We start from the raw sequence: 20686 nt of genomic DNA, 5'->3' as shown, positions 1-20686 counted from the left end.
CTCGGAGAGGCTCTCGGGAACATCGCGCCAGGAGGTCATGTGACCGCTTCCCGGTAGGCCTGGGCCTGGAGGGTGTACATGTCGGCGTAGGGGCCGCCGCTTTCCATCAGCTCGGCATGCGTGCCCTGCTGGGCCACCCGCCCATGGTCGAGGACGTAGATGCGGTCGGCGTACCGGACGCTGGCGAGCCGGTGCGTGATGAGGACGATGGAGCGGCCGTCGGCGTGCTTGCGGATGCGCTCGAACAGGGCGTGTTCGGCGCGTGCGTCCAGCGCGGAGGTCGGCTCGTCGAAGATCACCAGGGCGGCGTCGCGATAGAAGCCACGGGCCACGGCGATCCGCTGCCACTGCCCGCCCGACAGGTCGTGGCCGCCGCGGAAGCGCTGGTCGAGCAGCGAGTCGTACCCTTGCGACAGCCCGGCCACCACCTCGTCTGCCCCGGCGGCGGCCGCGGCGGCGGCCAGGCGCTCTTCGTCCAGCGGGCGGCCCATGAGGATGTTCTCGCGCAGGGTCAGCGGCCACCGGGTGTGGTCCTGGGCGATCACCGAGATGAGCCCGCGCGTGTCGAGGTCGGCCAGGTCGGCGCCGTCCCAGCGGATCGTCCCCGAGTCCGGCCGGTACAGCCCGGCGAGCAGCTTGGCCAGCGTGGTCTTGCCGGAGCCGTTCTCGCCGACCAGGGCGATGACCTCGCCGAACCCCACCGAGACGCTGATCCCGGTGAGCGCGGGGCGGCTCGCCCCCGGGTAGCTGAACGTCACCCGGTCGGCGGTCAGCCGCCCGGACGGTTCCGGCGCCGCCGTACCGGATGGCTGTCGTACGCGCGAGGCGGCCAGCGCGCGGAACGACAGGTAGTCGCCGAAGTAGAGGCCCGCCTCGTACAACCGGTTCATCATCTGCACCAGCCCGGCAAGCGACAGCTGGCCGGCGCGGATGGCCAGCACGGCCGCGCCCGCCACCGCGAGCGGGATGACGCCGACGGCCAGCAGCCCGGCGAGCGCGGCGTAGACGGCGACGGTCGCGGCGCCGGTCAGCAGGTCGCCGGCGGCCTTGGTGACTGCACGGCGGCGCGCGACGTCGAGTTGCACGTCCTGTTCGAGGTCGGCGACGTTCCCGTACTCGCCGAGCAGGAAGTCGCGCAGCGCGAACGCGCGCACCTCGGCGGCGGGCAACCGCTCGGCCATCAGGTCCGAGAGCATGAACTTGCGCCGCCGCGCGGCCGACAGCCGGTAGTACGCCTGATACTGCAGGCGTGCCGCCCGTATCGCGGCCCAGCCCGCGGGCACGACCGTGACCAGCAACAGCGGCGTCAGGAGCGGGTGCATGAGGCCGAGCGCCACGGCCGAGGCCAGCACGCCGACGGCTCCGCCGATCACGGCGACCGTCGCCTCGACCACGCCCGCGGCGTCGGGCACGCCGCTGTCGCGGGCTCTGCGCATCGCGTTGTGGAACTCGTCGTCGTCGAACGCGGTCAGCTCCACCTGGGTGGTCAGCTCGAAGAGCCGCGTCTCGGCCAGCCGTTCGACCTGTACCTTGAGCCGCGCCTGGGCCCAGGTGGCGGCGGTCAGCAGCGTCCCGCGCAGCCCGGCGGCGGCCGCGACCAGCGCCAGCGAGGGCAGCGCCGCCCGGATGCGCTCGGGCGTCGGCCCGCCGGCGAACAGCGAGGCGAGCACGTCGGAGGTCGCGACCAGGCCGTAGACGGTGAAGACGCCGGCCGCCAGGTTTCCGGCCAGCGCGATGATCGTGTCGCGGCGGTGGGCCTCCCATGCCATCCGCAACGCGGACATCACCAGGTACGGCAGGCGGCGCGCGATCTTCGACAGGCTCGCCGTCAAGAGTTCGTCGTCATGACTTTCCCAGTAGGCGACCGCCAGCCCCGACCTGTCCGCCGGAACGTCCGGGGGTCGCTTCTTCCAGAACGACTTCATGCGGGTGACCAGATCACCTAGCCAATCTAGGTGACCAATGTGTCAGCGTAAAGCCCTGGTGTAAATGACTTGTCCCGGAGGTGATGCGGCCTGGCCCTTCTTGAGAGGCGCCTGGACATGGTTGCGAAAATATGCACATAATGCGTCCGTTTGGCCGCGACAGGCGATTCCTATCGCGGTCAGGGCGCGGGTAACGGCACCTACCCGGTGCCGTCCCGAGGCTCGAATCCACCATCGGCCACCCAACCGGTGGCCAAGGAAGGAGCCCTCATGTCCGTTCTTACACTTGAGCCCCGCGACGCAGGCGCTCTGGAGTACGAGGACCTCGCCATCGACTTCGAAGGCGAGCTCACCGCGCTGCTCCACGGCCCGCAGGCCTGCGTCAACACCTGCAAGCGCACCGTGTGCTCGACATTCCCCTGCTGCCCTTCGATCGTGTAATCGCGCGGTAACGCGTTCGGCGTCTGCGGCGACGCACGACTTGTTCCGTAACGCGGTGGAAAGGCCATCGGCGCACTTCCGGTGGCCTTTCTTGGAGCATCCGGCCGCCCCGGCGCAGAAGGGTTTTCCCGTTGACAGTAAATGTGATTGTCACTCTTACCCATTTTGCCGAGTCGAATAGTAGGGAAATCTACGAAGGCGACACCTGGGTCAGTGTTCACGACCCGCGTGCGACGACGCCCAACCAGGGCTGGAAGCTGCACGTCTCCGCCCGTCCCGGCACCCTGGCCGCCACGCTCGACCGGGTCCTGCCCGTCCTGGCCGGTGTGTCCTGCGACTTCAAGGTCGCCCGCTCGCCCGACAAGCTCGCGGAACTCAACTCCGGAGACCTCGACCCGGGCGCGGTCGGCAAGGCCATCACCGTCTACCCGCAGCCGGACGAGGTCGTCCCCCTCGGTCACCGGCTGGCCGAGGCACTGGCGGGGCTGGCCGCGCCGCGCATCGTCAGCGATCGCCGGGTGCGCCCCGACGCGCCGGTCTATTACCGGTACGCCCCCTTCGCCCCCCAGTACCGCGTAGACGAGAACGGCGACTTCGAACTGATCATTGTCGGCCCCGACGGCGAGCACCTGCCGGGCGCGGCAGGACCCGAGTTCGACTGCCCGCCGTGGGCGACCGACCCGTTCCGCCCGCAGGGCAGCGTCCCCGGCCCGTCCCGGGAGAGCACCGATGGGCAGGGCACCGGCGAGACGCCCGCCAAGCTGATCGGCAACCGGTACCGCCTCACGTCCGGCGTCGCGCGCGGCCCGCGCGGCAACGTCTACCGGGCCGAGGACGCCGACGGCAGGCCGGTCGTGGTCAAGGAGTCCCGCGCCTACGTGGGCGAGAACGCCGAAGGCTGGGACCTGCGCATGTACCTGCGCAACGAGCTGCGCATCCTCAAGGCCCTGGACGGCGTCGCGGGCGTCCCCACGCCGATCGACCACTTCCGGCACGGCGACGACGAGTTCCTCGTCATGACCGACGCCGGCAGCCTGGACCTCAACCGGTTCGTCGGCGAGCGTGGCCGCTTCACCGAGGACAGCGACTTCACCGAGACCAGCGGCGGCAGGGACCTCGCCGCGCTGGCGGGCCGGTTGCTGGAGGTGCTGGACGCCGTGCACGCGCGCGGCGTCGTCGTCAGGGACTTCTCCCCCAAGAACGTGGTGCTCGGCGAGGACGGCGCCTGCACGCTGATCGACTTCGGCAACAGCAGGTACGAGGGGCTGCAGCTTCCCGGATGGAGCCGCGGCTACAGCGTGCCCGGCCAGCAGGAGGATCGTCCCTCCGAGCCCGCCGACGACTACTTCTCGCTCGGGGCGACGCTGTTCTTCGCGGCGACCGGGATGAACCCCATCATGATCGACTCCGACCAGGCCCGGAACGTCGAACGGACGGTGATGTGCCTGGCCCGGATGTTCCCCGGCGTCACGACGGGCGTCATCGGGCTGGTTCCCCGCCTGCTCAGCCTCGACGCCGAGGAGCGCGTGGCGGCCGCGGCCGACATGAGGGCCGGAGCCGGACGGCCGGGCCGTGCGGTGTCGCGGCCTGACGGGGTGCGGTTCAGCGGTGATCTGCTGTCGCGGGTCCTCGACCACACCACCCGCGCGTGCGTACGTTTCGCCGAGGGCCTGATGGACGGCCCGGCGGACCGCACGGCGAGCCCGCCGGTCACGAACGTCTACGGCGGGTCGGCCGGGATCGGCATGGAACTGCTGCACCACCCCGAGGCCAAGGCCGTCGCCGCCGACCTGGCCCGCTGGACGGCCCGCGTCATGCCGCCCACCGCGCTCCCCCCGGCGCTCTACTTCGGCCGGACCGGAACGGCGCTGTTCCTCACCGCCGCGCGACTGACCGCCGTCCCCGAGCTGCCAGACCCCGGGCCGATCGTCCTGGCGGGCGAACAGCGCGCGGACCAGGCGCACGGCGTCGCCGGGATCGGCGCGGGGCACCTCTCGCTGGCCGCGCTGGAACAGGATCCCCGTCACCTGGAAGTAGCCGCCGAATGCGCCAGACTGCTCATCTCCGGCGAGGTGACGGACTCCAAGGACGCGGTGGCACCGGCCCAGGCCGGTTCGGGGGTGAACGTGGAGATGGCTTTCGCCCACGGCGCCGCCGGCTGCGCGGAGTTCCTGCTCTCCTACCACGAGGCCACCGGCGACCCCGACGCCGGCCAGGCGGCCAGGGAACGCTTCGAGTCGCTGGCCACCGCCACCGAGGCCATGCTCGGCGAGCTCACCGGACCGGACGCCAAGGCCATGGGCGCGTCCTGGTGCCAGGGCGTCTCCGGCATCCTCGGCCCGCTGGCACACGCGGCCACCGCGTACGGCGAGGACCGCTACCTCGATCTCGCGGAGCGCGGCGCCCGCGCGAGCCTGGCCATCGCGCCGCAGGCGTGGGTCGTGTCCCAGTGCTGCGGTCTGTCGGGCATCGGCGAAGCACTGATCGACCTGGCGATGGCCACCGGCGACGACGCATACTGGCGGGGCGCCGAGGAGGTCGTCGAGCTGATGCTGATGCGCGCGGGCGGCGAGTTCTCCGCACCGGTCTTCACCGGCAACGACCTCGACAAGCCCGGCTACACCTGGGCGACCGGCGCGTCCGGCGTCCTGTCATTCCTCCGCCGCCTCGACCGCCGCACCGGCCCCCGCCTGTGGACGGCGAACTGGCGCCTCCCCTAATGGATGACCAGCGTTTGCCTCATGACATGGCAGAGCTCCTGGCGGACGGGTTGATCACCACAACCATCACCGTCAACACCAGAAGCTCTTTGTCGCGTTCAACGCTGAACTACGTGGCCGGGCTGATCAGCCGGCCAGCTAGTAGACGACGTAGCAGTTGACGCCATCCGACTCTCTGTAGCACTTCGCCGTCTCCGCGCCATTGATCTTGGTGTAGACGTTGGCGCCCAGTCTGCGCCACGATCCATGGAAGTTCAGCCAGTACGCCTCGTACTGGACGGTGAACGCATCGGTGTCCGACCAGATCGCCCAGCTGTAGGTGTGGCCGTTCATGCTTCTGGTGTCACAGTTCCCGCCGGGGTTCACTGGATTCCAGACGTTGCCGCCGCCCCAGTTCCAGATGTTGCAGTTCGACCCCTTGCCGACGTTGGTGGCGTTGATGTTCGCCGCGACGACGAGGTTCTGGATGCTGTCGTAGCGGACGACCAGACCGCAACACTCGACAAGGACCGTCGCCGCGGTGGAACCTTCGACGCTGGGTGTCGCGTTGGGGGTGGGCTGTAGTGGAGTGAGGCCGGTGGGCTTCGGTGCGAGATTCGTCGGCTTGCCGTCGTCTCCGATCGTCGGCTGGACCTGGACCTGGACCTGGACTTGGGCGCTGGGCGCGTCGTCCGCGCTCGCCGCGGTGGGAGCCGGTAAGCCGACCGCCGCTACGGCCACCGCGAATAGGATCGCGATGTGGCGGAGCCCCCGGGACTTGCCTGATGCCATGAGATGTCCTAACTCGTGGTCTGGCGTATGGCGATGACGTTTGAGCGCCGGCGCGTACCGGCCACTCCATCCCCGATGCGTGCAGACTCACAGATCCCTCGTCCCAGCGCTACATGCCGACGCGTCCCTGGGACGCTGGGAGCAAAACCGGCCTCTGAGCTGCGCCGACGTACGACCATGGGACGGATGTCCCCGGTGACTCACACCGTCGCCGACCACGACCGACGCCAGGTGGTTCCTCTCCGGCGGTGGGTTGTCACGTGCCGTCATTGCCGCTTGGCACGCTGGCCAGGAGTAGGCCACAATGTCCCGGGCGTCCGGGACCATGGGATGTCATCTGGGCTCTGACATGCAACGGTTCGGCCGTCTGGGACGGTCCTGGCGCGGTCTGAAGGGCTGGCACGGTGAGTGACGGCGCGCATCAGAGACGGCTCGGTGAGCTCCTCACCGAGCTCAAAGACCGCAGCGGTTACAGCTACGCGGCAATCGGCCGTAAGGCGAACGTCAGCAAGTCGGCGGTGCACCGCTACTGCGTGGGCCTGTCGGTACCACAGACCTTCGGCGCGATCGAGAGCATCGCGCGGGCGTGCGGCGCCGACTGGGCCACCATGAACCGGCTGTACGCCGAGTGGGCCGTCGCATCCGAGGCGGCGGAGCCCGCGCCGCCCAAGGAGGAAGAGGAGCCCGCGCCGCCCAAGGAGGTAGAAGAGACGCCCCCGCCCGAAGCGCCGGCCGAGCGACCCGGACCGATCCGCCGACACGCCCGTGCCCTCGCCGCGACGGCTGTCGTCTTCTCCATCGTGCTGACCGCGACCGTCATCGTGCTGCGCTCGCCGGCGCAGCCCGCACCGGCGCAAAGCGGCGGCCCCGGCATCGAGCAGCAGATCAGCGGCCCGGCCTGGGCGCTGCCGCCGGAGCCAGTGCCACGCACGCTGTTCGGGGCCACGTTGAACAGTTCGAGCGGCGCCATGCCCGACTTCGACCTCGGGGCGGTCCGGTTCTGGGACAGCGAGACGCGCTGGTCCCAAGTCGAACCGCAACGCGGCGTCTTCGATTGGCGAACGCTCGACAGCCTGGTGGCGGGCGCGCAGCGGGCCGGCCTGCCCGCGCTGTACGTCGCCGGCGGCACCCCGGCGTGGGCGGCGCCCGATGGCGCTCACTCGGTCTATCCCGAGGGCGCCCGCTCGGCCCCACCGGACGACCTCGCCGAATGGGACCGCTTCATCCGGGCGCTGGCGCACCGGTATCGCGGCCGGATCAATGCCTACGAGTTGTGGGTCCTGGCCAGCGACAAGCGGATGTACACCGGAACGCCGGAGACGCTGGTAGTGATGACCCGGCGGGCCAGCGCGATCATCCGTTCGATCGACCCGAAGGCCACAATCGTGTGCCCCGGGATGGGCAACCTCTGGACGGCCGAGGGCCGGCAAATACTGCAACGCTTCGCCGAACTGGGCGGATACGACCACTGTGACGTCGCGGGCATCAAGCTGTACCAGCAGGCCGCGACCGACCCGCCCGAGACGATGCTCGACCTACTGGGTGCCGTCGACCGCCTCTTCCATGAGGCTGGGGTCCACCCCAGGTTGTGGAACACCGGGACGACGTACACGATCGCGCTGCAGCAGCCGTTGGATCAGGCCATGGCACGGAACTACGCGGTCCGCTTCTTCCTCGTCGGCATGTACGCCCGCAACTATCACTTGGAACGGATGTACTTCTACAACTGGGGCGGTACGAAGATCCCCATCGTGCTGCAGGCGGAGGGCGGGAAGCCGACGGCAGCCGCCCGCGCGGTGGAGACGCTGCAGAGCTGGCTCGCCTCGGCGCAGAGCCGTTCCTGCGGGCACGGGCTCTCAGCCGGGTTACCCAGCAACGCCTGGCAGTGCGAGTTCACCATCGGCTCCGGCGCAGCCGCTCATCCTGCGGCTGTCCAGTGGACCCAGTCCGGCGCCGCGGCGATCCGTGCGAACGCCGCCGTCATCTCCGTACGCCATTTGGACGGCCGGGTCGACCACCCGAGTCCGGGCGAAACCCTGCACATCACTGGGGAGCCGATCCTCATCGAGTACGCCTGACGGCAGCGGATCGCGGGTAAACGTTCACTGAAATGAGCTGGTTTGGCGATAAGCCATTAGCCTGTGGGCGAGGCAATATGCACGAACGCGGGTGGCGTCTTCAGATCCGCCCATACGACTCGGTGGCCGGCCGCGGTGACGTACGTTCCCCAGCGGCCCTCGGATAGCACGCCAAGCCTCGAGTTCACGGAGGGGGTGGAGAGGTTTCTCGGCCTCAAAGGCGAGCTCATCCGGCTCTGGCCCTTGGTGACCAAGACGGCGAGCCCCGCGTGGTTCCGCGAGTGGCCGAAGATCGAGGGCGAGGCGTGCACCCTGCGGACCTGGCAGCCCCTGGTCATCCCTGGGCTTCTCCAGACCAGGGGATATGCCCGGGCTGTTCTGCAGGGGCAACCAGGCATTACTGAGGATCAGGTCAACGAGGCACTTGAGGCTCGATTGGCACGACAGGTGATCTTCACACGCTCCGCTCCCCCCATCTACTCAGCCATCATCGACGAGGTCGTTCTCTCGAGACCCATCGGCGGGCCAGAGGTGATGAAGGAACAGCTCGAGCATCTGGTGAAGCTGTTGAGCCATCCATGCATCACGTTGCAGGTGGTTCCGATGGCCGCAGTACCGACGATCGGCCTGCTGGGCGGGTTCGTCATCGCGTCACCGCTCAAAGGCGGAGACACCATCTACCTGGACTCAGCCGCGGATGGTGAGGTGACCGATCGCGAAGACAAGGTGCGGACGGTTAGTGTCAGATACGACGCGATCCGGTCATGGGCCCGACCGGTGAACGAGACGGAAGACGCGATACGCGAGAAGATGGTGACCTATGAACGTCCATGACGAGTTGGCCGCCGCCATCTGGCGCAAAGCCGCCAAATCCGGCGCCAATGGTGGAGACTGCATCGAGGTGGCCTCTCTGAGCGGCGGCCGTGTCGCCTTCAGAGACACCGAGCGGCCCGACTTGGCGCCATACGTAGTGAGCGGGTCGGTCTGGGCAGCCTTTATGGACGGCGCCAAAAACGGCGAATTCGACTTCTAACCGAAGCCGACCGCGTCATTCACCCTGGGCACCCCGAAGCTTCGGCACCGCCACCCTCGCCGCCCGCTTGCTCACAGCGGAATCGAACCTCGCCAAGAACCCGCCGCTTCTTCGCGTGGGCCGACTCAGCGTCCAGCGGTGGCGCCCATGGCGGAAGGTGCGGCTACTCGTGATCCTCGTGGCATCACCGACGTGGAGCGCTACCGCAAGCTGGTCATGTTGCCGGGCTCAGGGGAGGTGCCAGTCGGCACCCGGGTGAAGCTCGCACGATACGCCCGGGGAGTGAGCCCGACCCGGCCGACCATGTGCTTGCGAAGGGAATCCGCACTGCCCAGACCGCTCTTATCTGCCACCTGATCCATGGGCAGCTCGGTGGTCTCCAGCAGCTCTCTGGCCCGGTCGATGCGCCGATGCAGCAGCCACTGGAGCGGGCTCAGCCCGGTCTCCGCGTGGAAGCGTCTGGTCAGGGTCCGCACGCTCGTCTTGGCTTGACCGGCCAGCTCGGCCAGGGTGAGTGGGCGATCGAGGTGCGCGAGCGCCCAGGCCCGGGTGGGGGCGAGTGAGGTGCCGCGCTCAGGAGGCAGGGGGGTCTCGATGAACTGGGCCTGTCCGCCCGGCCGCACGGGAGGGACGACTGCGAGCCGCGCGGCCGTGTTGGCGACCGCCGCGCCGTAGTCGATCCTGACCAGATGCAGGCACAGGTCGATGGCGGCTGCGGCGCCCGCCGAGGTGAAGATGCCGCCGTCCTCGACGAAAAGGAGGTTGGGCTGGACATCGATCGATGGGAAGCGGGTGGCGAGGTCACCGGCCAGCCCCCAGTGGGTGGTGGCGCGGCGCCCGTCGAGCAGGCCGGCCTGGGCCAGTACGAACGCGCCCGTACACAGGGAGGCGATTCGTGCGCCGCTGTCCGCGGCTTTCCTCAAGGTGTCGAGGACCTCCGGGGGAGCCGGTTCGCCGCCGCTGCCGACGGCGATCACCGTGTCGGCATCCTGCACCGTGTCCAGGCCATCCGTCACCACGATGTCGGGGCCCCCGACGGTCGGCACCGGGCCGGGCCGCGCCGTACAGACGCGCACGTCATAGTCGGGAACGCTGTTGAACACCATGAGGGGGATCGAGACGTCGAAGCTCAGCACGGGGGGCACGATGACGGCGGCGACACGGTGCATGGCCAGATCCTCCGGATAGTCGGCATTCCGGCCACTATGCTACGAGGCCGCCAGTCGGCACCGTTGTCCTCATGACATTTCATGTGATCGTGGGTCGCGGGGCCACCGCGTCGAAGACCGCTCTGCTGCTGGCCGAGGACGGCGAGCGGGTGCGAATGATCAGCCGTACTGGTGGAGGGCCCGAGCATCCGCTCATCGACAAGGTCGCCGCGGACGCGACCGACGCCGATCGGCTCACCGAGTTGACGGAGGGGGCGGACACGCTGTTCACCACCGCCGCGCCGCCGTACCACACCTGGCCCGAGCAGTTTCCGATCTTGTCGGCGTCACTGCTCACCGCAGTGAAGCGGACCGGGGTCGCCTACGTCATGCTCGGCAACCTCTACGCCTACGGGCCGGTGGACGGGCCGATCAGGCCGGACTTCCCGCTGGCCGCGACCGGGCCCAAGGGGCGGACCAGGGCGCTTGTCTGGGAGGAAGCCGCCGCTTCAGGGGTGAAGGTCACCGAGGTGCGGGCCGCTCAGTTCTACGGCGCCGGCGCCTTCTCGGTGTTCAGTCTCATGGTGCAGCGGCAAGTCCTTGAAGGCAGGCTTGCCGTGGTGCCGCAGGAACTCGACATACCGCACAGCTACTCGGCGATCGGCGACACCGCACGCACGCTGGTCGCCGCGAGCCGCAACGAGCAGGCGTACGGCCGGGCCTGGCACGCACCCACCTCGACCCTGTCGGTGCGGGAACTGGCCGGGCGACTCGCCGGACTCGCGGGGGCACCGGCGCCACGGGTGGAAGAGATGACCGAACGCGATCTGACCCTGCTCGCGTTCACTGAGCCGTTCTGGGCAGAACTGCACGAAGTGCTCACCAAGCCCGGCCACCCGTTCGTCATCGACTACTCCGAGACCGAGAAGATTCTCGGCGTGGGCGCCACACCGGTCGACGACGTGCTCCAGGAAGTGATCTGATGCTGTGACGAGGGACGTTCGCCGTGCGCCCAGCTCCCGAACGTGCCACCCCGGGCAGGTTCGCGGCGAGCCACCTCTGAGCCCACGGTGGACACCAGCCTGATCGGGTGACGCAAACGGGAACTCAGTCGATGGCGTCGGTGAGTCGGGCGGCGAGGTCTCGGATGTGCGCGATCAGTTCGGGTGGCTGGTGTATCCGGAAGCGGAAGCCGAACAGCGCGACGTAAACGGCGATCTCGTCGAGTGAGTTGGATCCCGTATGGAGCAGGCAGCTGTGCGGGTCGACGGCCTCGATGACACCGATGGTGGGCGGGATCCGTTCGGCGGCGGTCTCGGCCGGCGCGTACAGGGTGATCCGGGCCTGGTAGCGGTAGGCGGCGGTGGAGACGCCGTGCGCGAGGTAGCCGGCGAGGTCGACGTCGGGGGCCTGCCGGGGGGTGAAGCGAGGGCCGGTGGGGATGCGGGGACGGATCCGGTCGGCCCGGTAGGTGCGCCAGTCGCGCCGGTCGGTGTCCCAGCCCACCAGGTACCAGCGCCGGCCCGTGTGGACCAGCCGGTGAGGTTCGGTGTCGCGTACCGAGTCGGTGCCGTCGTGGTTCCGATAGTCGAAGCGGAGCCGTTCGTGCTCGCGGCAGGCGGCCGCGAGCACGGTCAGCACGTCCGGGTCCACGGTGGGACCGCCGGTGGGGACCGTGACGGTGACCGAGTGCAGCAGGTTGACCCGGTGCCGTACGCGTGACGGCAGTACCTGTTCGAGCTTGGCCAGTGCGCGTAGCGAGGTTTCCTCGATGCCACTGACCGTACCGCTGGCGGCGGTGCGCAGCCCGATGGCGACGGCCACGGCCTCCTCGTCGTCGAGCAGCAGCGGCGGGAGCTTCGTTCCGGCGCCGAGCCGATAGCCGGCCGCGCCAGGGGTGGCGTGCACCGGGTAGCCGAGGTCACGGAGTTTCTGGATGTCGCGGCGCACGGTCCGCACATCGACCTCGAGGCGCTGCGCCAGGTCGGCGCCGGTCCAATCGCGCGGGGTCTGCAGCAGCGAGAGCAACTGCAGCAACCGGGCGGACGTTTCCAACATGTTCCGCAGATTACTCGTCCTAGGGCAGAAGCTGTCCTAGCCTGCTCATAGCGTGGCTGTCATGAGCGAAGAGATCACCGCATTTCTGATCAAGATCCCTCAGGATCGCCTCGACGACCTGCGTCACCGGCTCGCCCAAACCCGTTGGCCGGACGAACTGCCCGGCGCCGGCTGGGAGGCCGGGGTGCCGCTGGGCTACCTGAAGGATTTGGCCGACTACTGGCGCACCGGTTACGACTGGCGCGCCCACGAGGCGCGGCTGAACGAGTTTCCGCAGTTCACCACCGACATCGACGGACAGATCGTGCACTTCCTGCACGTCCGTTCGCCGGAGCCGGGAGCGCTGCCGCTCGTCATCACCCATGGCTGGCCGGGCTCGGTCGTGGAGTTCATGAAGATCATCGGCCCGTTGACCGACCCTGCGAGCCATGGCGGGGACCCCGCCGACGCCTTCCACGTGGTAGCCCCGTCGCTGCCGGGCTTCGGCTTCTCCAGCCCACTCGCCGCCGCGGGCTGGAACACCAGCCGGGTGGCCCGCGCCTGGGCCGAGCTGATGCAACGCCTCGGCTACCACCGCTACGGCGCGCAGGGCGGGGACACCGGGGCGATCGTCTCCCCCGAACTCGGCCGCATCGACCCCGATCACGTGATCGGCGTGCACGTCAACAACCTGGGCACCTTCCCCTCCGGTGATCCGGCCGAGCTGGCCGGCCTCACCGAGGCCGACCAGGCCCGCCTCGGGCTCATGACGACCTGGGGCCGCGACATGTCCGGTTATGCCATCGTCCAGTCGACCCGGCCGCAGACGATCTCCTACGCCCTCACCGACTCACCCGTGGGCCAGCTCGCGTGGATCGTCGAGAAGTTCAAGGAATGGACCGATCCGAGCGCCGGCCTGCCCGAAGACGCCATCGACCGCGACCAGATCCTCACCGACGTTTCGGTGTACTGGCTGACCGGCACAGCCGGATCCGCGGCCCGCATCTACTACGAAGGCGCCCGCACCTGGGGTCAGGCCCAGGCGCGGTCTCCGGTGCCGACCGCGGTGGCGGTGTTCCCCAATGACCTCACCCTTCGGCCCCTCGCCGAACGCGACCACAACGTCGTGCGCTGGACCGAGTTCAGCCGCGGCGGCCACTTCGCCGCCATGGAGGCACCCGACCTCCTGGTCAACGATGTGCGGGAGTTCTTCCGCCAGTACCGCTGACAGCAATCGGGCCCTCCCGGACACGCGCGGCTCGATCGGACCGGCGAACGCGTTTTCAGGGAGCGCCGAACCAGCCGGAGCGCGCCTCTCTCAGCGCGGGCGCGGCGGTGTCGGCGGGTTCGTCGATGGTCGCAGCCCAGCCGCCAAGCTTCTGAGCCTGTACATACACAGAGGTCAGCTCACCCGCCACCTCACATCGGCGGGTGCTGTCTCGTCACTGGGGTATGAACACGACGAAACTCCGGTACGCCAGTCTCGGCCTCTTGGCCGTGTCCGCGCTGTACACAGGTATCTGGGCCTATTTCTCGCCGGAGGGATGGCATGCGAACTTCCCCGGCTTCGGACGGAGCTGGCTGCCCCAACTGGGCCCCTACAACGAGCACCTCGCCAAGGACGCCGGGGCGATGTTCCTGGCGATGGCCGTCTTGACGATCATCACCCTGCGCTACGTACGCAACGACCGGGTCGTGCGGACGACGGGTGCGGTGTGGCTGGTCTTCAACCTGCTGCACCTGATCTACCACATGCAGCATCTCCACATGTACGAGCCGAGCGACCAGATACTCAACGTCGTCGCCCTGTCCTCGCTGGCGGTGCTGTCGGCCGTGCTTCTGGTGCCGTCACTCCCCGGACGGCGACACGACACACGATGACGGACAGGAACATAGGGGCGAGGGGAGGCGCGGCATGCGGGTAGCGGTGGCAGGCGGGACCGGGCTGGTCGGCCGGTACGTGGTCGAGGAGCTGGCCGCGGCCGGGCAGGAGCCGGTGGTGCTGGCCAGATCACGGGGCGTGGACCTCGTGACAGGCGCGGGGCTGGATGCGGCCATGACGGGCGTGGCGGCGGTCGTCGACGTGAGCAACGTGACGACCATGAGCGGCAGGAAGGCGCGGTCGTTCTTCGACAGCGTCGGCCGCAACCTCCTGAACGCCGGCGAGCGGGCCGGGGTGAAGCACCACGTCACGCTGTCGATCGTCGGCATCGATCGAGTCGAATCCGGCTACTACCAGGGCAAACTCCGCCAGGAGGAAACGGTCAAGGCCGGGCGGACGCCGTGGACGGTGCTGCGGGCCACCCAGTTCCACGAGTTCGCGCAGCAGGTCCTCGACCGGGTGGCGAAGCCTCTCGCGGTGGTGCCCCGGATGCGTACCCAGCCGATCGCGGCCCGCGAGGTGGCCCAGCACCTCGTGGGACTCGTCCTGTCCCCGGCGCAGGGCATGGCACCGGAGCTCGCCGGACCGCGCGTCGAGCAGCTCGTCGGCATGGTGCACCGGCTGCTCCGAGCCCGAAACCAGCGTCGGCTCCTGCTGCCGGTGAAGTATCCCGGCGCCACGGGCGCCGCCATGACGGGCGACGGCCAGTTGCCGACCGGACGGGGACCCCGCGGCAGCCAGACCTTCGACGAATGGCTCGCCCGCAGCCTCGCCCAGGAAGGATGAGCAAGCCGTGTCCACGCCACCCGGGCCCGCCCAGGACCCCAGCCTCGGCTCCCTCATGGTCGAACGCCGCAGACTGCTCAATCTCGGCTACCGCATGCTCGGGTCCGTGCAGGACGCCGAGGACGTCGTCCAGGAGACCTACGCCCGCTGGTACGCCCTGTCCGAGGAAGGGCAGCGGGAGATCGACGTGCCGCTGGCATGGCTGACCCGGGTCGCCTCGCGGATCTGCCTCGACCACCTCGCCTCAGCGCGGGTCCGCCGCGAGCGTTACACCGGTGAATGGCTGCCCGAGCCCGTCCGGGACGGCACGCTGTGGACCAGCACGGGCAGCCAAGGCGGAGACGACCCGGCCGACCGGATCACCCTCGACGAATCCGTCAGCATGGGCATGCTCGTACTCCTGGACTCCATCACTCCCGCGGAACGCGTCGCCTTCGTCCTGCACGACGTCTTCGGCACACCGTTCACCGAAATTGCCGAGACGGTGGGCCGTACCCCCGCGGCCTGCCGCCAGCTCGCCGCCTCCGCCCGCCGACGCCTCGCCCAGCGGCGACCCGGCAGCCATCCGGCGCACGAGCACCAGCAGGTCGTCTCCGCCTTCCGCGAAGCGTGCCAGAGCGGCGACCTCGACGCCCTCGTCTCCCTCCTCGATCCCGACGTCGAATCGCGCAGCGACGGAGGCGGCAAGGTGCGGGCGGCCCTGCGCCCGGTCATCGGCCGGGACAAGGTGGCCCGTCTCCTTCTCGGCCTCATGCGCAAGGTACCCGGGCTGGAACTTGTCGAGGACGACGTCAACGGCACCCCCGGCCTGACGATCCGCATCGCCGGCGCCACCGTCGCCGTACTCGCCATGGACGTGCACGACGGCCTGATCACCGACGTGTGGCTGGTACTCAACCCGGACAAGCTCCACACCTGGACCGGCGACGATGCCCAATGACGCCAGCCATCGATCACCACCGCCGGCCGGGACGGAAACTGTCGCCGCCGTTGGCCATGCTGAGCTCTGCCGGCAAGAGTTCGGAAGGGGTGTCCTCGTGCCGATCCGGATCGCCAGCCGTCGTCGTTCGACGGCCTCGCTCGCCAAGGCCTTTCCCGGAGCTTAGATCGTCGACGTGACCTCCAAGGCAGCTGAGCCATGGGTGCGGCTGAGCCCGTTCTATCCGCACGGCGGCATTCCGGTGCCGCGGTCGCCCGGCGTCACCGGTCAGTCGGTCGAAGGAATCTGGCAGGCACTCAAGGTCTTCGAAAGCACCGACGTCGACCTCACCAAGCTGGACATCACTACCATGACCGGTCTCAAGCGCACCGTCCGCAGATACGGCCAAGTGCAGGGCCACCGCGACGGCTTACGTGGAGAGCGGTTGCTGGGCTATGAGACGGCAAGACGTCGCATCTACCTGCCCGCCTACCGATGGGTCCTGGAGAACAAGACCACCGACCTGATCGAACGCCTTCGCGACCTCGCCGGTGCGCAGGAGGTTCTGCTGCTCGACTACACCACCAACGGCGACGTCGCGGACCCCACGACGCCGCTCTCCCACGCCGCGCTCGTACGCCGCTACGTCCATGACGAATGGCCTGACGAGGACGATCAATCGAATCGCACTGCCTGAGACGGGTAATTCGCTGGTCGTCCCCGGCCGGCAGCCCGACGGCGGTGGCTGGCCTCGACGATGGCGTGCCTGAGATCTTCTGCCTGTGCCCGCAGACGAGCCTTCGTAGAACCACTGCACGTTCACTCCGCTCAGCGGGCGGGGTTACGGCTTGCGGCCGACGCCCCCGTAAAGCCATCGTGTGGCCTCGGGGGCCGGGTCGTCCGGATCGGGGTGCCAGGTGTCGATGGTGACCAGGCCGGGAGGCACCAGCTCGAATCCCTCGAAGAAGGGCGCGACCTCCGCGTGCTCGCGGAAGTAGATCGGCGTCGGCGTGGCCGCGTAAACAGCCTCGATCGCGGCCACCGCATCCGCCGGGTGGCCGTCGCGGCTGACGTGGGTCAACGTGAGGTAGCTGCCGGACGGCAGGGAGTCGCGCAGCGGGTCATGACCGTGCCCCGCTCATCCATGGTCAGGAAGTGCACCATAGCGATCATCAGGACGCCGACCGGCCGGCTGAAGTCGAGGATCTTGACGGTTTGCGGGTGTTCGAGGACCTCGGAGGGGCGCCGCATGTCGGCGGTGAGCGTGGCCGGTGTGCTGAGAAGTCCACCTACGACTTCAACGAGTTCCACTACACCGTCCAGCACAAGGTCAAGGGCATCTGGTCGACCGTCGACATCGTCGATGTCGGCAACACCGCCAGCGAATCGGCGCACGACTACCGCCTCACCGGCCTGGAGACCTTCGACGGTCCCCAAACGCTTGAATATCCGCCATCGCAGGGCCCAGCGGTTCAGTGAGCCCACCCCCGGCTCTGTCAGCGTGAAGTAGCACGACAGGTCAACAGCTTCAAGACCAACCCATGGTCGGTATTACCCATATCTCGGGACCGCCCCTATCCGGCCAGTCGGCGAAGCCGGGCCGTGCGCCGTTCGATTTCCTTTTCACCCGCTCCCGCGAAGGCCAGGATGTCGGCCAGCCGGAAGACGCGACCGCTGCCGCCCCAGTTGCCGTCGATGATCTCGTTGATAATCACCCAGACGCGGAAGCCGTCCTCGGGCGCGGGGTCCCTCCCGTTCAGTTCGGCGCGCAGAACCTGTTCGGTCACCTCCGCGATCAGGCCCGCCTTGGCGTCGTCGTCGAGTGTGGCCTGAGGTACCCCCACCACGACCCGGTAGCGGGGTTGCTGCGTGGGGCGGCCTGCGACCGTAACGAGCGTCGGCTCGTGCAGGAAGGTCCAGGCGATCGACTCGGCCGCCTTGTTGCCGGGTTTCGCGCCCTCCCATTTCAGGAGGGTGCGGGTGAGCGTCGCCATGAGCTCAGCCTTGGCGTGGTCTGTGAGGGTGCCGCTCGGCATCGTGAGGTCGATCATGGGCATGGCTGCCTCCCGGAGGTAAGTTCACTAGAGCAACTGACGCTAGCTACGTCAGTTCAATAAAGCAACTAAACTGGGTGCCGTGCGCAGAACCCGCTTCGACGCCTGGCCTTGCTCGATCGCCCGCACTGTCGATCTCGTCGGCGACTGGTGGACGCCCCTTGTCATGCGCGAGGCCTTTTACGGTGCCCGCCGTTTCGAGGAGTTCCAACAGCGGCTGGGGGTGAGCCGGAACGTCCTCACCCAGCGCCTTGAGCGCCTCGTCGAGGAGAACATGCTGAAACGCCTGCCCTACCAGGAACGGCCGGTGCGTCACGAATATCGGCTCACTGAGAAGGGCCGTGACTTCTTCACCGTGCTCGCCGCGATGATTCGCTGGGGAGATCGCTGGCTGGCGGAGTCTGACGGGCCACCCGTCGAACTGCGTGACTCTGAAACGGGCCTGTCGGTCGAGCTGGAAGTGATCGACGTGAGAACGGGCCGGCCGGTCGATGTGCGACGGATCGTTCCGGTGCCCGGCCCAGGATTTCCCAAGGATCTCACCGAACGCCACCCTTACCCGGGCGCTTTCGAGGGGTCGTCGCAACACAGGTGATCGTTTGCTGGCGGCAGTCAGCATAGCGAGGTGATCACCGCTGGGCGTCCCGAGGGCGGCCAGTCCGTCCGGGAAGGACATGCACCATGTCTGGTCCGGGAATCTTCTGGTCCGGCCTGAGAACCAACCCACGAACCTGATCATCACACCACGCATGAGGTCATTTCAACGAGCGAGCGCGTGGCTGGCCACGTTCGTCATCGGCCTGCCCGCGCTGGGTTTGGTCGCGGTGATCGTCGCGCTGCGGGGGCGGTCGTGGGTGCTGTTCTCGGTGCCGTACCTGGTGCTGTTCGTACTGGCCTACCTCGCAGGCCTTATTTTGCTCGCCCTGCTGCGCTTCCGGCCGGACTGGCTGCGCGCGCTGGTGGCGGCCGTGGCCGTGTACGCGATCGCGTCGGTCACGCCGTTGGTCGACACGATGACCCATTATCCGTACCACGTGGTCAGATGCGGCGGCCTGCCCGTCGTCGCCAGCGGCTTCGCGGCCGGCATGAGCTACAACGTCCCCGGGGACGAGGACTACGCGGTGACGCCGTTCGACGAAACGTTCTTCTGCACAGAGAAGGAGGCCAAGACCGCCGACTACCACCACTACGACTTCTGACCCGGATCCCGGGCCCGACAATGTTCGGGGCAGAATTGCGATGTCGTCCCGCAACCGGCGGGGCGTCGAGCCTGAAGCCTTTGGGCGATGCCGCAGGACCGCCTCCTGCCAGGTCAGGCGCAGGCCGCCAAGAGCTCTGCGAGGCGCTTCGCAGGGGTGTCCCAGCCGAGCGTCTTGCGAGGTCGGGAGTTCAGCTCGGCAGCGGCGTCGAGCTGCTCGCGTGTGTGAACCGACGGGTCGGTTCCCTTTGGGAAGTACTGGCGCAGCAGCCCGTTGGTGTTCTCGTTGGAGCCGCGCTGCCACGGGCTGGCCGGGTCGCAGAAGTAGACTGGCATGTTGGCGGCGACGGAGAACTCATGGTGGCGGCCCATCTCGCTCCCCTGGTCCCCAGGTAAGAGATCGCCGAAGCTGGGCCGGTAGCGTTGCGATGGTGTCCAGCAGGGGCATCGCGCATGCTTACCGCGCTGTGGTCGTGCGGCAGGTGGACCAGCATGACGTAGCGGGTGGTGCGCTCGACCAGGGTTCCGATGGCGGACACCTGGTTCTTGCCGATGATGAGGTCGCCTTCCCAGTGGCCGGGAACGGCGCGGTCGTCGGCCTCGGCGGGCCGCTCGCTGAGCATGACCATGGGCGCGGCGTATCGGGGCTGCCGTTGCTGGGCGACGAGGCGCGGCTTGCGCCTCGCGCGGCCGGTGCGCAGCGCCTTGGTCAGCTCGCGGCGCAGCTCGCCGCGGCCTTGGACATAGAGTGCCTGGTAGATCGTCTCGTGGCACACGTGCATCTCCGGCCGGTCAGGGAAGCTCCTGCGCAGGCTCTGGGAGATCTGCTCGGGACTCCAGCGCTTGTGCAGGTGGTCCTGGATGTATGCCCATAACTCCGGGTTCTGCCCGATCTTGCTGGGCTTGGGGCGGGGCCGGCGCGTGTCGGCGCGGGCCTGGGCCGCGTGCGGCCGGTACTGCCCGTTGGCAGGGTGCCGGTTGCGGCGGATCTCCCGGCTGATGGTGGAGGGCGCACGGCCGAGCTCGCGCGCGATCTCACGGATCGACACCTTCTCTCGCACCCGGTCCGCGATATAGATCCGCTCGTCCTCTCGCAGGTAGCGGGACGCATCAGAAGGGGGCACCGTCGGTCGTCTGACCGGCGGTGCCCCCTTCTTTTTTGCCTTGTTCGGCGCCGAGCCGTTGCGCCACCGCTTCCCGGTGCGCCGGTTGATTCCGACGATCCGACACGCCTCCTGGCTACTGAACCCTTGATCCATAAGGCGGAAGTATGCCTCCCGCTCTCGGGTCAGCTTCTTCCGTCCCTGAGAGGTCCGAACCTTGCGGATCTCGAACTCCATCGCACTCCCCAAGCTGGGGTGTTGCGACGACCGCTAGAACGGAAGCCGGCGAGCGGGGGGCCTTAACGCCGGGGGCCTGTTGGCCGGAACTCGGGAGAAGCGGGTCTCGCGGTCGGGGGTTACTGGTCACTGGCGTGCTGGGTGCGACGACACCTGATTACGCGAGGTCGCCAGTGCTGGACCCGACGAGGAAGCCCAGAGTCCCAAGTCTCCAGCTCGGTATCCATGTGATCTTGGCCTACGCATCCATCCAGCCCGGCGAAGCGTTCAGGAAGGGGGTCCGAGCGTAGCGAGGTCCTTCAGGGGGCGGGCGTCAGCCCGCCTGGGAGGACGTCCGGAGCGGAGCGGAGGGCC

General features: G+C 68.5%; 21 protein-coding genes and 1 pseudogene. 14 read left to right on the top strand and 8 right to left on the bottom strand.

What is annotated here, in order from left to right:
* Positions 1-35 precede the first annotated feature (35 nt).
* Positions 36-1925 (bottom strand): ABC transporter ATP-binding protein, encoded by a 1890-nt coding sequence (locus tag KLK06_RS12465; RefSeq protein WP_214635577.1) that lies wholly within the window; start codon positions 1923-1925, stop codon positions 36-38.
* A gap of 270 nt (positions 1926-2195) precedes the next feature.
* Here KLK06_RS12465 and KLK06_RS12460 point away from each other — a divergent pair, with 270 nt between their 5' ends.
* Positions 2196-2366 (top strand): SflA family class IV lanthipeptide, encoded by a 171-nt coding sequence (locus KLK06_RS12460; RefSeq protein ID WP_214635576.1) that lies wholly within the window; start codon positions 2196-2198, stop codon positions 2364-2366.
* A 143-nt stretch (positions 2367-2509) separates the two neighbouring features.
* A complete protein-coding gene (gene lanL / locus KLK06_RS12455; protein WP_214635575.1) occupies positions 2510-5086 on the top strand; it encodes a class IV lanthionine synthetase LanL in 2577 nt (858 codons plus the stop codon).
* A 138-nt stretch (positions 5087-5224) separates the two neighbouring features.
* Here lanL and KLK06_RS12450 read toward each other — a convergent pair whose 3' ends face one another.
* Positions 5225-5857 (bottom strand): hypothetical protein, encoded by a 633-nt coding sequence (locus KLK06_RS12450; RefSeq protein ID WP_214635574.1) that lies wholly within the window; start codon positions 5855-5857, stop codon positions 5225-5227.
* Positions 5858-6261: 404 nt separating this feature from the next.
* Here KLK06_RS12450 and KLK06_RS12445 point away from each other — a divergent pair, with 404 nt between their 5' ends.
* From KLK06_RS12445 to KLK06_RS12435, 3 genes are all read left to right on the top strand, one after another.
* Complete coding sequence (locus KLK06_RS12445; protein ID WP_214635573.1) at positions 6262-7935, top strand: helix-turn-helix domain-containing protein; 1674 nt, start codon at positions 6262-6264, stop codon at positions 7933-7935.
* A 135-nt stretch (positions 7936-8070) separates the two neighbouring features.
* Positions 8071-8769, top strand: coding sequence for a DUF5753 domain-containing protein (locus tag KLK06_RS12440; RefSeq protein ID WP_214635572.1), 699 nt, complete (start codon positions 8071-8073; stop codon positions 8767-8769).
* Positions 8756-8968, top strand: a complete 213-nt coding sequence (locus KLK06_RS12435) for a DUF397 domain-containing protein (RefSeq protein WP_214635571.1) — start codon at positions 8756-8758, stop codon at positions 8966-8968. Before KLK06_RS12440 ends, KLK06_RS12435 begins: the two co-directional genes overlap by 14 nt.
* A 200-nt stretch (positions 8969-9168) precedes the next feature.
* On the opposite strand, the gene KLK06_RS12430 is transcribed toward KLK06_RS12435, so the two are convergent.
* Positions 9169-10137, bottom strand: coding sequence for a GlxA family transcriptional regulator (locus tag KLK06_RS12430; protein ID WP_214635570.1), 969 nt, complete (start codon positions 10135-10137; stop codon positions 9169-9171).
* Positions 10138-10208: 71 nt separating this feature from the next.
* Here KLK06_RS12430 and KLK06_RS12425 point away from each other — a divergent pair, with 71 nt between their 5' ends.
* On the top strand, positions 10209-11099 hold the full coding sequence (locus KLK06_RS12425; protein WP_214635569.1) for an NAD-dependent epimerase/dehydratase family protein: 891 nt from the start codon (positions 10209-10211) through the stop codon (positions 11097-11099).
* Between the two features lie 124 nt (positions 11100-11223).
* On the opposite strand, the gene KLK06_RS12420 is transcribed toward KLK06_RS12425, so the two are convergent.
* The gene (locus tag KLK06_RS12420) at positions 11224-12174 is read right to left on the bottom strand and encodes a YafY family protein (protein ID WP_214635568.1); all 951 of its coding nucleotides are present in this window, start codon (positions 12172-12174) and stop codon (positions 11224-11226) included.
* A 61-nt stretch (positions 12175-12235) separates the two neighbouring features.
* Between KLK06_RS12420 and KLK06_RS12415 the strand changes: the two genes are divergently transcribed.
* From KLK06_RS12415 to KLK06_RS12395, 5 genes are all read left to right on the top strand, one after another.
* Positions 12236-13381, top strand: coding sequence for an epoxide hydrolase family protein (locus KLK06_RS12415; protein ID WP_214635567.1), 1146 nt, complete (start codon positions 12236-12238; stop codon positions 13379-13381).
* Positions 13382-13605: 224 nt separating this feature from the next.
* Complete coding sequence (locus KLK06_RS12410; RefSeq protein ID WP_214635566.1) at positions 13606-14034, top strand: hypothetical protein; 429 nt, start codon at positions 13606-13608, stop codon at positions 14032-14034.
* A 34-nt stretch (positions 14035-14068) separates the two neighbouring features.
* Positions 14069-14821 (top strand): SDR family oxidoreductase, encoded by a 753-nt coding sequence (locus tag KLK06_RS12405; RefSeq protein WP_214635565.1) that lies wholly within the window; start codon positions 14069-14071, stop codon positions 14819-14821.
* A 7-nt stretch (positions 14822-14828) separates the two neighbouring features.
* Entirely contained in the window at positions 14829-15761 is a 933-nt protein-coding gene (gene sigJ, locus KLK06_RS12400; RefSeq protein ID WP_308168216.1) for an RNA polymerase sigma factor SigJ, read from the top strand.
* A 175-nt stretch (positions 15762-15936) separates the two neighbouring features.
* Positions 15937-16437 carry a hypothetical protein gene (locus KLK06_RS12395; RefSeq protein ID WP_374197110.1) on the top strand — a complete coding sequence of 167 codons (501 nt, stop codon included), beginning with the start codon at positions 15937-15939 and terminating at the stop codon, positions 16435-16437.
* 144 nt (positions 16438-16581) lie between these two features.
* Here KLK06_RS12395 and KLK06_RS12390 read toward each other — a convergent pair whose 3' ends face one another.
* Positions 16582-16845, bottom strand: coding sequence for an SAM-dependent methyltransferase (locus KLK06_RS12390; RefSeq protein WP_284734987.1), 264 nt, complete (start codon positions 16843-16845; stop codon positions 16582-16584).
* The gene (locus tag KLK06_RS63040) at positions 16818-16946 is read right to left on the bottom strand and encodes a hypothetical protein (RefSeq protein WP_374197116.1); all 129 of its coding nucleotides are present in this window, start codon (positions 16944-16946) and stop codon (positions 16818-16820) included. The genes KLK06_RS12390 and KLK06_RS63040 overlap by 28 nt, the downstream gene beginning before the upstream one ends.
* Here KLK06_RS63040 and KLK06_RS59790 point away from each other — a divergent pair.
* Entirely contained in the window at positions 16896-17219 is a 324-nt protein-coding gene (locus tag KLK06_RS59790; protein ID WP_250905339.1) for a hypothetical protein, read from the top strand. The two genes, KLK06_RS63040 and KLK06_RS59790, sit on opposite strands and share 51 nt — an antisense overlap.
* A 95-nt stretch (positions 17220-17314) precedes the next feature.
* Here KLK06_RS59790 and KLK06_RS12380 read toward each other — a convergent pair whose 3' ends face one another.
* Complete coding sequence (locus KLK06_RS12380) at positions 17315-17797, bottom strand: hypothetical protein (RefSeq protein ID WP_214635562.1); 483 nt, start codon at positions 17795-17797, stop codon at positions 17315-17317.
* 79 nt (positions 17798-17876) lie between these two features.
* Here KLK06_RS12380 and KLK06_RS12375 point away from each other — a divergent pair, with 79 nt between their 5' ends.
* Both KLK06_RS12375 and KLK06_RS12370 read left to right on the top strand, forming a co-directional pair.
* On the top strand, positions 17877-18389 hold the full coding sequence (locus KLK06_RS12375; protein WP_214635561.1) for a helix-turn-helix domain-containing protein: 513 nt from the start codon (positions 17877-17879) through the stop codon (positions 18387-18389).
* Between the two features lie 154 nt (positions 18390-18543).
* Positions 18544-18993 (top strand): hypothetical protein, encoded by a 450-nt coding sequence (locus KLK06_RS12370; RefSeq protein WP_214635560.1) that lies wholly within the window; start codon positions 18544-18546, stop codon positions 18991-18993.
* 113 nt (positions 18994-19106) lie between these two features.
* On the opposite strand, the pseudogene KLK06_RS12365 reads toward KLK06_RS12370, so the two are convergent.
* Positions 19107-20332: pseudogene (locus KLK06_RS12365) on the bottom strand (IS30 family transposase).
* Positions 20333-20686: the final 354 nt, after the last annotated feature.

The sequence above is a fragment of the Nonomuraea sp. NEAU-A123 genome, from assembly GCF_018603905.1.
Classification (GTDB): Bacteria; Actinomycetota; Actinomycetes; order Streptosporangiales; family Streptosporangiaceae; genus Nonomuraea.
This window is presented reverse-complemented; position numbering and strand designations above follow the sequence as displayed.

Coding starts and splice junctions, on each gene's coding strand:
- KLK06_RS12465 (WP_214635577.1), bottom strand. CDS start 1,925: ATGAAGTCGTTCTGGAAGAAGCGACCCCCGGACGTTCCGGCGGACAGG.
- KLK06_RS12460 (WP_214635576.1), top strand. CDS start 2,196: ATGTCCGTTCTTACACTTGAGCCCCGCGACGCAGGCGCTCTGGAGTAC.
- KLK06_RS12450 (WP_214635574.1), bottom strand. CDS start 5,857: ATGGCATCAGGCAAGTCCCGGGGGCTCCGCCACATCGCGATCCTATTC.
- KLK06_RS12435 (WP_214635571.1), top strand. CDS start 8,756: ATGAACGTCCATGACGAGTTGGCCGCCGCCATCTGGCGCAAAGCCGCC.
- KLK06_RS12430 (WP_214635570.1), bottom strand. CDS start 10,137: ATGCACCGTGTCGCCGCCGTCATCGTGCCCCCCGTGCTGAGCTTCGAC.
- KLK06_RS12425 (WP_214635569.1), top strand. CDS start 10,209: ATGACATTTCATGTGATCGTGGGTCGCGGGGCCACCGCGTCGAAGACC.
- KLK06_RS12420 (WP_214635568.1), bottom strand. CDS start 12,174: ATGTTGGAAACGTCCGCCCGGTTGCTGCAGTTGCTCTCGCTGCTGCAG.
- KLK06_RS12415 (WP_214635567.1), top strand. CDS start 12,236: ATGAGCGAAGAGATCACCGCATTTCTGATCAAGATCCCTCAGGATCGC.
- KLK06_RS12410 (WP_214635566.1), top strand. CDS start 13,606: ATGAACACGACGAAACTCCGGTACGCCAGTCTCGGCCTCTTGGCCGTG.
- KLK06_RS12405 (WP_214635565.1), top strand. CDS start 14,069: ATGCGGGTAGCGGTGGCAGGCGGGACCGGGCTGGTCGGCCGGTACGTG.
- KLK06_RS12380 (WP_214635562.1), bottom strand. CDS start 17,797: ATGCCCATGATCGACCTCACGATGCCGAGCGGCACCCTCACAGACCAC.
- KLK06_RS12370 (WP_214635560.1), top strand. CDS start 18,544: ATGAGGTCATTTCAACGAGCGAGCGCGTGGCTGGCCACGTTCGTCATC.